This is a genomic window from Flavobacterium collinsii, assembly GCF_946903285.1.
Classification (GTDB): domain Bacteria; phylum Bacteroidota; class Bacteroidia; order Flavobacteriales; family Flavobacteriaceae; genus Flavobacterium; species Flavobacterium collinsii.
Map to the genome: position 1 here is coordinate 2489140 of NZ_OX336425.1, position 19258 is coordinate 2508397.

A 19258-nucleotide genomic window follows, 5' to 3' on the forward strand; every position below is an offset into this window, starting at 1 on the left:
TTAATAAATAAAATATGGAATTTTTAAGTTTTTTTAGGAAATTAGATAAAGAAAAAATAAAACTAGTATTAATAAATGGTTCATTAAGTATTAAAGCAAATACAGAAATAGACCCTCAACTAATTTCGGAAATAAAAGATAATAAAGATCTTATTATTAAATATTTAGAAGATCTCGGTAATGAGGATGCAACTACTGAAGTGTTAGCAAAAATAATTCCTTATGTAAAGGACCACTCAGGACGAATTCCTTTGTCTTTCAGTCAGGAGCGATTGTGGTTTTTGGATCAGTTAGAAGGCAGTGTTGCTTATCATATTCCTATTGTACTTCGACTTGAAGGAGCGTTAGATACATCGATATTAGAACAAACGCTTCAAAGTATTGTATCTCGTCATGAGGTTTTGCGTACCATTCTGTTATCAGAGGATGGTGTAGGATATCAGGAAGTCATAAGTGAAAAGGAGTGGATCCTTGATCAGGTTGAAATAAGTGATAGATCATTATTTGAAAATATCCTTCAGGATTATCTCAGAATTCCATTTGATTTGTCAGCAGATTATAAGTTACGAGGTTGTTTGTATGATTTAGGAGATCAAAAATATATATTGGCCTGTGTGTTTCACCACATTGCCAGTGATGGCTGGTCAGAGGGTATCTTGGTAAATGAGTTTATGGAGCTTTACAGCGCGCTTCAATCGGGAAGAGCGGCTGTTTTACCTGAGCTTTCTTTGCAATATTCAGATTATGCGATCTGGCAGCGAAAATACTTGGAAGGAGCTGTTTTGGACTCTCAGTTATCGTATTGGGAAGAGAAGTTAGAGGGAGTAGGTACTTTATCATTGCCCACAGATTATGCTCGTCCATCGATTCAAAGCACAGCAGGATCGAATGTTTCTTTAACTCTTGATAAGAATCTTAGTGATTCTTTAAATGCCTTGTGTCAGGCAGAAGGTGTTACATTATTTATGTTGATGTTGTCAGCCTTTAAGGTATTATTGTCGCGTTATAGTGGTCAGGATGATATTTGTGTTGGAACTTCTATTGCGAATCGTACCCAATCAGAGTTAGAGGGTATGATTGGTTTTTTTGTAAACATCTTGGCACTTCGCAGTGATCTGAGTGGTGATCCAGACTTCAGAGAACTTTTAAAAAGAGTAAAAGAAACTACACTTGGGGGCTATGACCATCAGCTGGCTCCATTTGAAAAGGTCGTGGATCGAATGATTACTGCCCGTGATATGAGCATGAGTCCATTATTTCAAGTTTTATTTGTACTGCATAATACACCTGAAGAGTCAGGGAAATCAGGAAAAGATTTAGAAGGGGTTACTCTTTCAGGTTATGAATTTGACTCTGTTACTTCTAAGTCAGATTTAACATTGAATGCATCTGAAGGAGATTCAGGCCTTATATTGACTATAGAGTATTGTACCGCTTTATTTGATAAGTCCACGATTGATCGTATGCTTTTACATTACAAAGAGCTTTTGATTTCTATTTTGGGAGATATTACTCAGCCAGTAGGCACTTTGTCGATGTTGAGTACAGAGGAGGAGGAGCAGTTATTAAATATTTTTAATGATACTGAATTAATTTATCCTGAGGATAAAACGATAGTTGATTTGTTTGAAGAACAGGTGAAGAAGACTCCTGATGCTATAGCATTGGTTTTTGAAGATCAGGTTATGACGTATAAGGAACTCGATGATCGTTCGAATCAATTGGTTCATTATTTCGAATCTGTAGGTATGGTTGAAGATTCGCGAATAGGAATCTTGTTTAACAGAAGTTTCGATATGATTATTAGTATCTTAGGGGTTCTGAAATCAGGATGTACTTATGTTCCTTTAGATCCTTCATTACCTTCAAAAAGATTATCCTATATTTTAGAGGATTCGGGTGTGAATTTCCTTCTTTACAAGGAGGAATCCTTATTGTCAAATTTATCTGTTTCAGAATTTATTTTTTTCTTAGATATAGCAGAATCATTAGCTTTAGAAACATCTAAATTATCCTATAGAATAAAGCCAGTTTCCGTTGCTTATATTATGTACACTTCAGGAACTACAGGTAATCCAAAAGGAGTGATGATCACACATAATAATATTGTTAGTTTGTGTAAAAGCTGTGATTATATTTCATTAAATTCAGATACAGTCTGGTTGTCCACAGGATCTATTTCTTTTGATGCTACGACCTTAGAATTTTTTGGTACTTTATTAAATGGAGGGCAATTAATATTAGCAGATACTAGCTCATTATTAAACATCGTTAGTCTGAGAGACCTTATTATAAAACATAGGGTTACCACTATGTGGATGACGGCTTCTTGGTTTCATCAAATAGTTGAAGATGATATATGTGTTTTTGAAAATTTGACTGATTTATTAGTAGGAGGAGACGTGGTTTTGTTTGCTTATACCAATAAATTAAAAGAACATTATCCAGAGCTACATATTGTCAATGGTTATGGACCTACAGAAAACACTACTTTTTCTACGACTTACAGTATTGATGAAGTTACTTATAAGAACCTTCCTATTGGTAAACCTATTAAAAATAGTCAGGCCTATATCTTAGATTCAAAATTGGAGCTTTTACCCATTGGAGTAGTTGGAGAATTATGTGTTGGAGGATCAGGATTAGGTCGAGGTTATTTGAATCAGGAAGAATTAACCCGAGAGAAGTTTATAGAGAATCCATTTAAAGAGGGAGATATAATTTATAAGACGGGAGATTTGGCTCGTTGGCTTGCTGATGGTACTATAGAATTTATAGGCAGAAAAGATGATCAGGTTAAGATTCGTGGTTATCGAATAGAGCTTGGTGAAATAGAGAATGCTCTCTCATCAGTGTCAGGAATCATTCATTGTTGTGTATTGGCTAAGGAAGATACAGTTAACAGTAAACGTCTGATTGGTTATGTTGTTGTTGAAGGCAAGCTGGACAGGGCTGCTTTACAGGAACAGTTGAAATTAAGTTTGCCTGAGTATATGGTTCCTATGATCTGGGTTGAGTTGGAAGAGATGCCACTTACCTCAAACGGAAAGCTGGATAAGAAAGCTTTGCCGGATCCTGATGGTTTAGAATTATATGTAAAAGAATATGTTGCTCCAGTGACAGATACAGAACACCAATTGGCTCAAATTTGGGAGAATTTGTTGGGAGTAGAGAAGGTTGGAGTTCATGATAACTTTTTTGAGTTGGGGGGGCATAGTTTACTGGCTACCCGATTGGTATCGATGATCCGAAAGGAATTGTCTATAGAGGTTGAAATTGCAGATGTCTTTGAATATACGACGATCGCAACGTTAAGTTCACATGTATCGGTTCAATCAGAGGGAGTATTACTGCCGGCTATTGCTGTTCAGGAAAAAGAAGATCGTACGCCATTATCTTTCAGCCAGGAACGATTGTGGTTTTTGGATCAGTTGCAGGGAAGTAGTAGTGAATATCACATTCCTACTGTTCTTCATCTGGAAGGAGCATTAGATACATTGATATTAGAACAAACGCTTCAAAGTATTGTATCACGTCATGAGGTTTTGCGTACTATTCTGTTATCAGAAGATGGTATAGGGTATCAGGAAGTCATAAGTGAAAAGGAGTGGATCCTTGATCAGGTTGTAATAGATGATAGATCATTATTTGAAAATATCCTTCAGGATTATCTGATGGCTCCTTTTGATTTGTCAGCAGATTATAAGTTACGAGCATGTTTGTATGATTTAGGAGATCAAAAATATATATTGGCTTGTGTGCTGCATCATATTGCCAGTGATGGCTGGTCAGGTGGTATCTTGGTAAATGAGTTTATGGAGCTTTACAGCGCACTTCAATCGGGAAGAGCGGCTGTTTTACCTGAGCTTTCTTTGCAATATTCAGATTATGCGATCTGGCAGCGAAAATACTTGGAAGGAGCTGTTTTGGACTCTCAGTTATCGTATTGGGAAGAGAAGTTAGAGGGAGTAGGTACTTTATCATTGCCCACAGATTATGCTCGTCCATCGATTCAAAGCACAGCAGGATCGAATGTTTCTTTAACTCTTGATAAGAATCTTAGTGATTCTTTAAATGCCTTGTGTCAGGCAGAAGGTGTTACATTATTTATGTTGATGTTGTCAGCCTTTAAGGTATTATTGTCGCGTTATAGTGGTCAGGATGATATTTGTGTTGGAACGCCTATTGCGAATCGTACCCAATCAGAGTTAGAGGGCATGATAGGCTTTTTTGTCAATACACTGGCACTTCGCAGTGATCTGAGTGGTAATCCAGACTTTAGGGAACTTTTAAAAAGAGTAAAAGAAACTACACTTGGTAGTTATGATCATCAATTGGCTCCATTTGAGAAAGTAGTAGACCGTGTGGTCACTACCCGTGATATGAGCATGAGTCCATTGTTTCAGGTGATGTTTGTATTGCAGAATACACCGAAAGAGTCAGAGGAAGTAGAAACAGGTTTAGAAGGAATTTTACTCTCAGGTTATGAATTTGAGCATGTTACATCTCAGTTTGATTTGATATTGAATGTTTCTGAAGGTAATAATGGAATTGGATTAGATATCGTGTATTGCACAGACTTGTTTGATAGGGCTACTATTGATCGTATGATGTTGCATTACAAAGAATTATTGGTTGGTATTGTTTGTGATATCACCAGACCAATAAGCATTCTTCCGATGTTAACAGTAAATGAAGAGCATCAGTTATTGTATTCATTTAATGATACGACAGTTGCTTATCCAAAAAACAAGACATTGGTTGATTTGTTTGAAGAACAGGTGAAGAAGACTCCTGCTGCTATAGCAGTAGTTTATGAGGGAGCAGAGTTAAGTTATAAAGAATTAGATGAGAAGTCAAATCAGCTTGCAAATTATTTATTAACTACTATCTCAATTAATTCGCAGTGTTTAATTGGGGTTGTTTTGGAACGCAGTGATTGGTTAATAATATCATTTTTAGCTATATTAAAAACAGGATCTGTGTATGTTCCTATAGATCTTAATTACCCTGAGGAAAGAAAAGAATATATAAAGAAAGACAGTGGTTGTAGTATAATTATAGATGATTTATATCTGAGTTTATTCAAAGATACTATTTCCGATTATGCAGTTGCTTTACCGCGTATTGTTATAAAGTCAGATGATCTGGCTTATGTTATTTATACTTCGGGAAGTACAGGGCAACCTAAAGGAGTGATGATTGAACATAAAAGTATAATCAATACAATCTTATCTCAAATTTCTGCCTTTTGTATCACAAATATTGATAGTTCCCTTCAATTTGCTAGTCCTTCATTTGACGCTTCAATTTCTGAGATTTGTATTTCACTTTTAAGCGGGTGCCGTTTATGTATTATAAAAGAAGAAGAAAAATCTAATACAGGATTTTTTAGAACTTTTATTGTAAATAATACTATTACCATTGCAACTTTGCCTCCTGCATTTTTACAATTATTATCCGTTGAAGATTTAAAGGGGATAAAAACTTTAGTTACTGCAGGTGAGTCAATACCTTTGGCATTAGCAAAGAGATTTTCTCAGGATTATAATTACATCAATGCCTATGGTCCTACAGAAGCTAGTATCTGTTCGACAATTTTTAGAGAAGATATAAAACATCTTATATCTATTGGTAAGCCAATAGATAATACCAGCGCCTATATCATGAACGACAGTAACCAGCTTTTACCAATTGGAGTAGTTGGAGAGTTATGTATAGGAGGGTCAGGTGTCGCTCGTGGTTATTTGAACAAAGAAGAGTTAACCCGGGAGAAGTTTATAGAGAATCCATTTAAAGAGGGCGATAGAATTTATAAGACGGGAGATTTAGCGCGTTGGCTCCCTGATGGTAATCTGGAGTTTATTGGCAGAAAAGATAATCAGGTTAAGATTCGTGGTTATCGAATAGAGCTTGGTGAAATCGAGAATGTATTGTCATCGGTACGTGGAATCAGCCAGTGCTGTGTATTGGCCAAAGAGGATTCAAATGATAACAAACGTTTGGTTGGTTATGTGGTTTCAGAAGGCAAGTTAGATAAGTCTTACTTGGAGGAGCAATTAAAATTAAGTTTACCCGAGTATATGGTTCCTATGATCTGGGTTGAGTTGGCAGAGATGCCGTTGACTTCAAATGGAAAGCTGGACAGGAAAGCCTTACCGGATGTTGATAGTTCTGATTTGTCCAGGAAGGAATATGTTGCTCCGCGCAGTGATACCGAAAAGCAGCTGGCAGAGATCTGGCAGAATTTGCTTGGCTTAGAGAAGGTGGGTGTTTATGATAATTTTTTTGAGTTAGGAGGCCATAGTTTATTGGCAGTTCAGTTAATTTCCCGTTTACAGAAACTAGGTTTTCATATTGGGGTAAAAGATATTTTTTCAGGGCCAACAATAGCTTTGATTAGTGATAAGTTATCTTCATTATCGTTGGTTTATAGTGTTCCTGTTAATGGTATTAGGGTTGATAGTGATTATATTACTCCATCGATGGTTCCTTTGATTGATTTTAATCAGAGTGATCTGGATGAATTAGTTGGAATGGTTGCTGGAGGAGTTTCCAATATAGCGGATATATATCCTTTATCACCATTACAGGAAGGTATTTATTTTCATCATCTGATGAGTGATCCTAAAGTGGGAGACCCTTATGTTCTAGCTAGTTTACTATCATTTCCAGACAATGATAAGCGTAATTGTTTCATTGAGGCATTGCAATTTGTAGTGAACCGTCATGATGTTTTACGCACCTGTATATTAAGTTTTGGTTTACCTCAAGCAGTTCAGGTGGTATTGCGTGAAGCTTCTTTGTCATTAGAGCATTTGGTTTTGGATAATTCCCGTGCTATTTTATCACAATTAGATGTTCTGATAGCTCCTGGTAGTCATTGGATGGATATTTCAAAGGCACCATTATTGGAGTTGAAATCGGCTGATGATTCTGAAAATGGCTGTTATTATTTGATTGTATACCAACATCATTTGATAATGGACCATGTTGGTCTGGAGAAAATTGTATCGGAGGTTATGTTGTATTTATCGGGCAACCAAGAAAGTTTAGGTGTTCCTGTTTTGTACCGTGATTTTATAGGTCATACTTTACATGCGCAATCGGAGCATGACGCAGGTTCTTATTTTAGATCTTTGTTTGAAGGAATTGAAGAGCCTACCTATCCGTTTGATTTATCAAACATCCTTGGAGATGGAAAAGGTATTAATGAGTTTCGTATAGTACTCCCGAAAGTTTTAAGTTCAGAATTGCGTGAAACGTGTTTGAGGCTGGGTATGACCCCAGCAGTATTGTTCCATGCTGCTTATGGCCTTGTAGTTGCCAGATGCAGTAATAAGGATTATGCTATTTTTGGTTCTTTGTTTTCAGGAAGACTTCAGGGTTCTTTAGGTGCTGCAGATTCATTAGGATTGTTTATCAATACCCTTCCGGTGTTAGTTGAATTAAAAGGCAGTGTGTTGGATTATCTTGATCAGGTCAAGGTATTGTTACGGGATTTATTGTCTTATGAGCAAACTCCTTTATCCCATATCCAGAATTGGAGTGGAATAAGCAATGATATGGCATTCTTCAGTGCATTGCTGAATTACCGTCATTCCTCACCTGTTTTATCACATGAAGATCATGCAAATGAATTTGATTCAGGGATTACATTTTATGGAGGTAAAGAACGTACCAATTACCCTTTTACCTTAAGTGTAGATGATTATGGAGATGATTTTGAATTGAAAGCTCAGATTGATGGAAGTATAGATGCTTCCCGTATTGTTATTTATATAAAAAATGCTTTGGTTGAACTTTTGGAAGGCCTGAAGAGAGAAGATCTAATTATAAATGCTTTAAATATTTTATCAAAAGAAGAAGAATACCAATTGCAGGATGTTTTTAACGACACAGCAATTGCATATTCAAAAGATAAGACACTGGTTGACTTGTTCGAAGATCAGGTTAAAAGAACTCCAGATGCTACGGCTATAGTTTTTGAGGATCAGGTTATAACTTATAAGGAACTGGATGAGCGTTCGAATCAATTGGTTCATTATTTCGAATCTGTAGGTATGGTTGAAGATTCGCGAATAGGAATCTTGTTTAACAGAAGTTTTGATATGATCATTAGTATCTTAGGGGTTCTGAAATCAGGATGTACTTATGTTCCTTTAGATCCTTCATTACCCTCAAAAAGATTATCCTATATTTTAGAGGATTCAAATGTTAATTTTATCCTTTATAAGGAGGAATCTTTATTATCAAGTTTATCTGTTTTGAAATATAGTCTATTAAATATAGCAGAATCTTTAAATTATGAATCTTCAAAAGTTGAAAAAGAAAGGGGTTATGATTCAGTTGCTTATATTATGTATACTTCGGGGACTACAGGAGTTCCTAAAGGAATTTCTATTAATGACGAAAATATAATTACCCTTATTAATGATCCCTTGAGTAAGATTTCTGTTAATAACTTAGATCGGGTACTTCAATGGTCTAACTATGCTTTTGACGGATCAACATATGAGATTTTTGGAAGTCTTTTAAATGGTGCTTGTCTTTATTTAATAGATAAATCTACAGCTTCAGATGCAGGAGTTTTATCTCAAGTCATCAGTAAAAATGAGTTAAGTGTTGTTTTTATTACTACAGCATTGTTTAATTCTTTAGCAGAGTATGATTTGTCCTTATTATCTAGTTTAAGATTGTTGTTATTTGGAGGAGAAAAAGTTTCAGTTTCTCCTGTTAAAAAGATTTTATCAGCATTGGGTCCAGACAAGATACTTCATGTTTATGGTCCTACCGAAACAACAGTATACGCTACCTGTTATGAGATTTGTGAGATATCTGATGATGCAGAAACGATTCCAATAGGTAAGCCTTTATCGAATACAAGTTTATATATTGTAGATGATAGTCACCAACTTTTACCCATTGGAGTAGTTGGAGAATTATGTGTTGGAGGATCAGGAGTAGGTCGAGGTTATTTGAATCAGGAAGAATTAACCAGAGAGAAGTTTATAGAGAATCCATTAAAAGAGGGAGATATAATTTATAAGACGGGAGATTTGGCTCGTTGGCTTGCTGATGGTACTGTAGAATTTATTGGCAGAAAAGATGATCAGGTTAAGATTCGTGGTTATCGAATAGAGCTTGGTGAAATTGAGAAAGCTCTCTCATCAGTGTCAGGAATCATTCATTGTTGTGTATTGGCTAAGGAAGATACAGTTAACAGTAAACGTCTGATTGGTTATGTTGTTGTTGAAGGTAAGCTGGACAGGGTTGCTTTGCAGGAACAGTTGAAATTAAGTTTACCGGAGTATATGGTTCCTATGATTTGGGTTGAGTTGGCAGAACTGCCGTTGACGTCAAACGGAAAGTTGGATAAGAAAGCTTTGCCGGATCCTGATAGTTCAGATTTGTCTACGAAAGAATATGTGGCTCCAGTGACAGATACAGAACACCAATTGGTTCAAATTTGGGAGAATTTGTTGGGAATAGAGAAGGTTGGAGTTCATGATAACTTTTTTGAGTTAGGAGGGCATAGTTTACTGGCTACCCGATTGGTATCGATGATCCGAAAGGGATTATCCATAGAAATATCTATCAGGGAAGTCTTTGAATACGCGACGATCGCAACGTTAAGTTCGCATGTATCATCTCAATCAGTTGGGATATTACTACCTGCTGTTGTCGTAGAAGACCGCTCAGGACGAATTCCTTTGTCTTTCAGTCAGGAGCGACTTTGGTTTTTGGATCAGTTAGAAGGCAGTGTTGCTTATCATATTCCTATTGCACTTCGACTTGAAGGAGCGTTAGATACATCGATATTAGAACAAACGCTTCAAAGTATTGTATCTCGTCATGAGGTTTTGCGTACTATTCTGTTATCAGAAGATGGTATAGGGTATCAGGAAGTCATAAGTGAAAAGGAGTGGATCCTTGATCAGGTTGAAATAAGAGATGTATCATTATTTGAAAATATCCTTCAGGATTATCTCAGAATTCCATTTGATTTGTCAGCAGATTATAAGTTACGAGCTTGTTTGTATGATTTAGGAGATCAAAAATATATATTGGCTTGTGTGCTGCATCATATTGCCAGTGATGGCTGGTCAGGTGGTATCTTGGTAAATGAGTTCATGGAGCTTTACAGCGCACTTCAATCGGGAAGAGCGGCTGTTTTGCCTGAGCTTTCTTTGCAATATTCAGATTATGCGATCTGGCAGCGAAAATACTTGGAAGGAGCTGTTTTGGACTCTCAGTTATCGTATTGGGAAGAGAAGTTAGAGGGAGTAGGTACTTTATCATTGCCCACAGATTATGCTCGTCCATCGATTCAAAGCACAGCAGGATCGAATGTTTCTTTAACTCTTGATAAGAATCTTAGTGATTCTTTAAATGCCTTGTGTCAGGCAGAAGGTGTTACATTATTTATGTTGATGTTGTCAGCCTTTAAGGTATTATTGTCGCGTTATAGTGGTCAGGATGATATTTGTGTTGGAACGCCTATTGCGAATCGTACCCAATCAGAGTTAGAGGGCATGATAGGCTTTTTTGTCAATACACTGGCACTTCGCAGTGATCTGAGTGGTAATCCAGACTTTAGGGAACTTTTAAAAAGAGTAAAAGAAACTACACTTGGTAGTTATGATCATCAATTGGCTCCATTTGAGAAAGTAGTAGACCGTGTGGTCACTACCCGTGATATGAGCATGAGTCCATTGTTTCAGGTGATGTTTGTATTGCAGAATACACCGAAAGGGTCAGAGGAAGTAGAAACAGGTTTAGAAGGAATTTTACTCTCAGGTTATGAATTTGAGCATGTTACATCTCAGTTTGATTTGATATTGAATGTTTCTGAAGGTAATAATGGAATTGGATTAGATATCGTGTATTGCACAGACTTGTTTGATAGGGCTACTATTGATCGTATGATGTTGCATTACAAAGAATTATTGGTTGGTATTGTTTGTGATATCACCAGACCAATAAGCATTCTTCCGATGTTAACAGTAAATGAAGAGCATCAGTTATTGTATTCATTTAATGATACGGCAGTTGTTTATCCAAAAGATAAGACTGTAGTTGATTTGTTTGAAGAGCAAGTGAAGAAGACCCCTGATGCTATAGCTGTTGTTTATGAAGGAGAAGCATTAAGTTATAAGGAGTTAAATGAGAAGTCGAATCAACTGGGTCATTATTTAATAGAACAGGGAGTTGAGCCTGATACTTTGGTAGGTATTTGTTTGGAGCGTAGTCTGGAGATGCTTATAGGTATCTTGGGTATTTTAAAATCAGGGGGTGCTTATGTGCCTGTTGATCCTGATTATCCGTCGGATCGTATCGGTTATATGCTAGATGATGCCGGCATCAAACTGGTATTAAGTATGGAAGATAACCATAAGATTCTGGCAGATTATAAGGATATTGATGTTTTACTATTGGATAAAGATTGGGCGAAGATCTCTGTTAATCCTACAACGGCTCTAAACGTTGCATTATCACCAAACCACCTGGCTTATGTAATTTATACCTCAGGTAGTACAGGTAAGCCAAAAGGAGTAATGAATGAGCACGGTGGTATCGTAAATCGATTGTTATGGACCCAATCACATTATAAATTAAACTCTGAAGACACGATTCTTCAAAAGACATCTTTTAGTTTTGATGTTTCTGTATGGGAATTATTATGGTCTGTCACGTGTGGTTCCAGATTGGTTTTTGCCAAGGCTGAAGGTCATAGGGATGCTATTTATCTGAAAAGAATAATTGAAGAGTATAGTATCACTACAATTCATTTTGTTCCTTCGATGTTGAATGTTTTTTTGAGTTTTATAGAACCGGGAGACTGTATTTCTTTAGAACGTGTTCTATGTAGTGGCGAAGCTTTGCAATTGGACCAGATTGTTATGTTTAGGGAGAAATTCAGTCAAGTACGTTTAGACAATTTATATGGTCCTACTGAGGCAGCGATCGATGTAAGTTCATGGGAAGTACCATTGAAAGATTCCCTTTCAGGTGTTTTAATTGGTCAGCCTGTAGACAATACTAGTTTATATGTTGTGGATGATAGTCATCAACTTTTACCAATTGGAGTAGTTGGAGAGTTATGCATTGGAGGAATTCAGGTCGCTCGTGGTTATCTGAACAAAGAAGAGTTAACCCGGGAGAAGTTTATAGAAAATCCATTTAAAGAGGGCGATAGAATTTATAAGACGGGAGATTTAGCGCGTTGGCTCCCTGATGGTACTATAGAATATATTGGAAGAAAAGATAATCAGGTTAAGATTCGTGGTTATCGAATAGAGCTTGGTGAAATCGAGAATGTATTGTCATCGGTACGTGGAATCATCCAGTGCTGTGTATTGGCCAAAGAGGATTCAAATGATAACAAACGTTTGGTTGGTTATGTGGTTTCAGAAGGCAAGTTAGATAAGTCTTACTTGGAGGAGCAATTAAAATTAAGTTTACCCGAGTATATGGTTCCTATGATCTGGGTTGAGTTGGCAGAGATGCCGTTGACTTCAAATGGAAAGCTGGACAGGAAAGCCTTACCGGATGTTGATAGTTCTGATTTGTCCAGGAAGGAATATGTTGCTCCGCGCAGTGATACCGAAAAGCAGCTGGCAGAGATCTGGCAGAATTTGCTTGGCTTAGAGAAGGTGGGTGTTCATGATAATTTTTTTGAGTTAGGAGGCCATAGTTTATTGGCAGTTCAGTTAATTTCCCGTTTACAGAAACTAGGTTTTCATATTGGGGTAAAAGATATTTTTTCAGGGCCAACAATAGCTTTGATTAGTGATAAGTTATCTTCATTATCGTTGGTTTATAGTGTTCCTGTTAATGGTATTAGGGTTGATAGTGATTATATTACTCCATCGATGGTTCCTTTGATTGATTTTAATCAGAGTGATCTGGATGAATTAGTTGGAATGGTTGCTGGAGGAGTTTCCAATATAGCGGATATATATCCTTTATCACCATTACAGGAAGGTATTTATTTTCATCATCTGATGAGTGATCCTAAAGTGGGAGACCCTTATGTTCTAGCTAGTTTACTATCATTTCCAGACAATGATAAGCGTAATTGTTTCATTGAGGCATTGCAATTTGTAGTGAACCGTCATGATGTTTTACGCACCTGTATATTAAGTTTTGGTTTACCTCAAGCAGTTCAGGTGGTATTGCGTGAAGCTTCTTTGTCATTAGAGCATTTGGTTTTGGATAATTCCCGTGCTATTTTATCACAATTAGATGTTCTGATAGCTCCGGGTAGTCATTGGATGGATATTTCAAAGGCACCATTATTGGAGTTGAAATCGGCTGATGATTCTGAAAATGGCTGTTATTATTTGATTGTATACCAACATCATTTGATAATGGACCATGTTGGTCTGGAGAAAATTGTATCGGAGGTTATGTTGTATTTATCGGGCAACCAAGAAAGTTTAGGTGTTCCTGTTTTGTACCGTGATTTTATAGGTCATACTTTACATGCGCAATCGGAGCATGACGCAGGTTCTTATTTTAGATCTTTGTTTGAAGGAATTGAAGAGCCTACCTATCCGTTTGATTTATCAAACATCCTTGGAGATGGTAAGGATATTGAAGAATCAGAAGCTTTGCTTTCAAAAGCTTTAAGTTCAGAATTGCGTGAAACGTGTTTGAGGCTGGGTATGACCCCAGCAGTATTGTTCCATGCTGCTTATGGCCTTGTAGTTGCCAGATGCAGTAATAAGGATTATGCTATTTTTGGTTCTTTGTTTTCAGGAAGACTTCAGGGTTCTTTAGGTGCTGCAGATTCATTAGGATTGTTTATCAATACCCTTCCGGTGTTAGTTGAATTAAAAGGCAGTGTGTTGGATTATCTTGATCAGGTCAAGGTATTGTTACGGGATTTATTGTCTTATGAGCAAACTCCTTTATCCCATATCCAGAATTGGAGTGGAATAAGCAATGATATGGCATTCTTCAGTGCATTGCTGAATTACCGTCATTCCTCACCTGTTTTATCACATGAAGATCATGTAAATGAATTTGATTCAGGGATTACAGTTCTGAGCAGTCATGAACGTACCAATTACCCTTTTACCTTAAGTGTAGATGATTATGGAGATGATTTTGGATTAAAGTCTCAGATTGATCAGAGTATTGGTTCTCAGAGGATAGTTGAGTATATGAAAGAGGCGCTTACGGAACTTCTGGAAGCAATAAAAAGCGAAGAATCAAGTGTAATGAGTCTGGTTATTTTACCAAAAGAAGAGCAGCACGAGTTATTGTATTCATTTAATGATACGGCAGTTGCTTATCCAAAAGATAAGACTGTAGTTGATTTGTTTGAAGAGCAAGTGAAGAAGACCCCTGATGCTATAGCTGTTGTTTATGAAGGAGAAGCATTAAGTTATAAGGAGTTAAATGAGAAGTCGAATCAACTGGGTCATTATTTAATAGAACAGGGAGTTGAGCCTGATACTTTGGTAGGTATTTGTTTGGAGCGTAGTCTGGAGATGCTTATAGGTATCTTGGGTATTTTAAAATCAGGGGGTGCTTATGTGCCTGTTGATCCTGATTATCCGTCGGATCGTATTGGTTATATGCTAGATGATGCCGGCATCAAACTGGTATTAAGTATGGAAGATAACCATAAGATTCTGGCAGATTATAAGGATATTGATGTTTTACTATTGGATAAAGATTGGGCGAAGATCTCTGTTAATCCTACAACAGGACTAAACGTTGCATTATCACCAAGTCATCTGGCTTATGTAATTTATACCTCAGGTAGTACAGGTAAGCCAAAAGGAGTAATGATTGAGCATAGTAGTTTAGTGAATTTTTTGCTAAGTATGATCAATCGTTTGGAAATGCAAGACTTAAAGAGTTTTCTTTCAGTAACAACCAATACTTTTGATATTTTTTATTTAGAGTTTTTCGCTCCTCTATTATTAGGAGCTAAAGTTATCGTTTTAAATAACATTTCTATAAGAGATGGGGATCAGCTTCAGTCTGCTATAGCTAATCATAGCCCTGATTTTATGCAGGCAACCCCATCAACTTGGCAAATGCTTATTGATAATGGTTGGGATAATAGAGAAAATGTTACACTTTTAAGTGGAGGAGAGGCAATTAAGGAATCATTAAAGAACAGTCTAACTTCTATAAGTAATAATGTTTGGAATTTGTATGGGCCTACAGAGGCTACTATTTGGATTACTGCACAAAAGTTAAATATTTTAGAAAGGGTTATTATCGGTAAAGAAATTGATAATGTTCAACTCTATATATTGGATAATTATGATAATATATTACCTTTAGGCTTAGTAGGTGAATTATGCATTGGAGGAATTCAGGTTGCTCGTGGTTATTTAAATCAGGAAGAATTAACCCGAGAGAAGTTTATAGAGAATCCATTTAAAGAAGGCGATAGAATTTATAAGACTGGAGATTTAGCACGTTGGCTCCCTGATGGTAATCTAGAGTTTATTGGCAGAAAGGATAATCAGGTTAAAATCCGTGGTTATCGAATAGAGCTTGGTGAAATCGAGAATGTATTGTCATCGGTACGTGGAATCAGCCAGTGCTGTGTATTGGCCAAAGAGGATTCAAATGATACCAAACGTTTGGTTGGTTATGTTGTTGTTGAAGGTAAGCTGGACAGGGCTGCTTTGCAGGAACAGTTGAAATTAAGTTTACCGGAGTATATGGTTCCTATGATTTGGGTTGAGTTGGCAGAGCTGCCGTTAACGTCAAATGGAAAACTGGACAGAAAAGCTTTGCCGAATCCTGATAGTTCAGATTTGTCTACGAAAGAATATGTTGCTCCACGGACAGAGACAGAGCAACAATTGGCTCAAATCTGGGAGAATTTGTTGGGAGTAGAGAAGGTTGGAGTTCATGATAACTTTTTTGAGTTGGGGGGTCATAGTCTACTGGCTACCCGATTGGTATCGATTATTCGTAAAAAGCTTTCCATAGAAATATCTATCAGGGAAGTCTTTGAGTATACTACTATCTCAGCTTTAGCGGTACATGTATCGATTCAATCAGAGGGAGTGTTACTACCGACTATTGCTGTTCAGGAAAAAGAAGATCGAATTCCTTTGTCTTTCAGTCAGGAGCGACTTTGGTTTTTGGATCAGTTACAGGGTAGTTTAGAATATCACATGCCTATTGCACTTCGTTTGGAAGGGGTGTTAGACGCATCGATATTAGAACAAACGCTTCAAAGTATTGTATCTCGTCATGAGGTTTTACGTACTATTCTGTTATCAGAAGATGGTATAGGGTATCAGGAAGTCATAAGTGAAAAGGAGTGGATTCTTGATCAGGTTGAAATAAGAGATGTATCATTATTTGAAAATATCCTTCAGGATTATCTGATGGCTCCTTTTGATTTGTCAGCAGATTATAAGTTACGAGCATGTTTGTATGATTTAGGAGATCAAAAATATATATTGGCTTGTGTGCTGCATCATATTGCCAGTGATGGCTGGTCAGGTGGTATCTTGGTAAATGAGTTTATGGAGTTTTACAGCGCACTTCAATCGGGAAGAGCGGCTGTTTTACCTGAGCTTTCTTTGCAATATTCAGATTATGCGATCTGGCAGCGAAAATACTTGGAAGGAGCTGTTTTGGACTCTCAGTTATCGTATTGGGAAGAGAAGTTAGAGGGAGTAGGTACTTTATCATTGCCCACAGATTATGCTCGTCCATCGATTCAAAGCACAGCAGGATCGAATGTTTCTTTAACTCTTGATAAGAATCTTAGTGATTCTTTAAATGCCTTGTGTCAGGCAGAAGGTGTTACATTATTTATGTTGATGTTGTCAGCCTTTAAGGTATTGTTGTCGCGTTATAGTGGTCAGGATGATATTTGTGTTGGAACGCCTATTGCGAATCGTACCCAATCAGAGTTAGAGGGCATGATAGGCTTTTTTGTCAATACACTGGCACTTCGCAGTGATCTGAGTGGTAATCCAGACTTTAGGGAACTTTTAAAAAGAGTAAAAGAAACTACACTTGGTAGTTATGATCATCAATTGGCTCCATTTGAGAAAGTAGTAGACCGTGTGGTCACTACCCGTGATATGAGCATGAGTCCATTGTTTCAGGTGATGTTCGTACTGCAGAATGCGTTAGAAAATTCGGGTAAAACAGGAAAAGGTTTGGAAGGAGTTACACTTTCAGGTTATGAGTTTGATACTTTTAATTCGAAAGTTGACCTAACATTGACTGTTTCTGAAAATAATGACGGTATTATAGTAGGTATAGTGTATTGTACCGCTTTGTTTGATAGGGCTACCATTGATCGTATGCTTTTGCACTATAAAGAATTACTAGTTAGTATTGTAATTGATATCGACCAGCCAGTAGGCAGTTTGTCGATGTTGACAAAAGAGGAAGAATACCAACTATTGCATTTATTCAATGATACAACAGTTGCTTATCCAAAAGATAAAACTATAGTTGATTTGTTCGAAGAACAGGTGAAGAAGACTCCTGATGCTATAGCTGTGGTTTATGAAGGAGAAACATTAAGTTATAGGGAGTTAAACGAGAAGTCGAATCAACTGGGTCATTATTTAATAGAACAGGGAGTTGAGCCGGATACTTTGGTAGGTATTTGTCTGGAGCGTAGTCTGGAGATGCTTATAGGTATCTTAGGTATTTTAAAATCAGGGGGTGCTTATGTGCCTGTTGATCCTGATTACCCGTCGGATCGTATTGGTTATATGCTTGTTGATGCCGGTATTAAACTGGTATTAAGTATGGAAGATAACCATAAGATTCTGGCAGATTATAAGGATATTGATGTTTTACTATTGGATAAAGATTGGGCGAAGATCTCTGTTAATCCTACAACAGCATTAAACGTTGCATTATCACCAAGTCATCTGGCTTATGTAATTTATACCTCAGGAAGTACGGGTAATCCCAAAGGTGTCTTGATAAGCCATAGTAATGTTGTTCGTTTGTTTAAGAATGAATCTTATTTATTTGATTTTGGGACTAATGATGTGTGGACATTGTTTCATTCATTTTGTTTTGATTTCTCGGTATGGGAGATGTATGGTGCCCTGCTTCACGGAGGTCGATTGGTAGTTGTACCAAAAGCAGTAACAAAAGATGCTATTTCGTTTAAGGAATTATTGATAAGTGAAGGGGTAACGGTTTTAAATCAAACCCCCGGATCGTTTTATGCACTTCAACAGGAATTTCTCACGGGAGGTTTTAATCATTCGCTTCGTTATGTAATATTTGGAGGAGAAGCCTTGAATCCTATTTATTTACAAGACTGGAAAGCGTCTTATGTTGATTGTAAAATGATTAACATGTATGGAATAACGAGACCACGGTGCATGTTACTTATAAAGAGCTTAATGCAGAAGACATGTTAAATCCTGTTAGTATGATAGGTTCCGCTATTCCTACTTTAGGCTGTTATATTTTAGATGACAATTTAAATTTGGTACCGGTGGGAGTTATCGGAGAACTATGTGTAGGTGGAGCTGGAGTAGCCAGAGGTTATCTAAACAGGGAAGAATTAACCAGAGAAAAGTTTATAGAAAATCCTTTTGTAGCAACAGACCGATTATACCGATCAGGGGATTTAGGGCGTTGGCTTGCTGATGGAAATATAGAGTATATTGGCAGGAAAGATAACCAGGTTAAAATTCGTGGTTACCGAATAGAATTGGGAGAGATTGAGAATGTATTATCATCGATACCCGGAATCAGCCAGTGTTGCGTATTGGCCAAAGCAGATGCAGGGGGTAACAAACGTCTTGTTGGTTATGTGATTTCGGAGGGCAAGCTGGATAAGGGTGATTTGCAGCAACAGTTAAAATTAAGTTTGCCTGAGTATATGGTCCCTATGATTTGGGTTGAACTGGAAGAGATACCGTTAACCTCAAATGGAAAGCTGGACAGAAAAGCTTTACCAGATCCTGATAGTTCAGATTTGTCTACAAAAGAATATGTTGGTCCGCGCACTGATACTGAAAAGCAACTGACAGAGATTTGGCAGAATTTGCTTGGAGTAGAGAAAGTAGGTATTTATGATAATTTCTTTGAGCTGGGAGGTCATAGTTTACTGGTAACCCGTCTGGTATCAATAATTCGCGACGAGTTGTCCATAGAAATATCTATTAGAGAGATATTTAAATTTAGTACTGTGGATGAATTATCTTCTTATTTACATTATAAGATAATTAATTTTAATGATTCCATAGATGAGTATAGTATGAATATTGAATTGTAATTT

1 protein-coding gene and 1 pseudogene are annotated in these 19258 nt (G+C 37.0%); both read left to right on the forward strand.

Going from position 1 to position 19258, the window contains the following annotated elements; genetic code table 11:
* Nucleotides 1–14: 14 nt before the first annotated feature.
* Nucleotides 15–18392 (forward strand): non-ribosomal peptide synthase/polyketide synthase, encoded by an 18378-nt coding sequence (locus OGZ34_RS10480; RefSeq protein ID WP_396193340.1) that lies wholly within the window; start codon nucleotides 15–17, stop codon nucleotides 18390–18392.
* A gap of 314 nt (nucleotides 18393–18706) precedes the next feature.
* Nucleotides 18707–19255: pseudogene (locus tag OGZ34_RS10485) on the forward strand (phosphopantetheine-binding protein); the annotation flags it as partial.
* Nucleotides 19256–19258 lie beyond the last annotated feature (3 nt).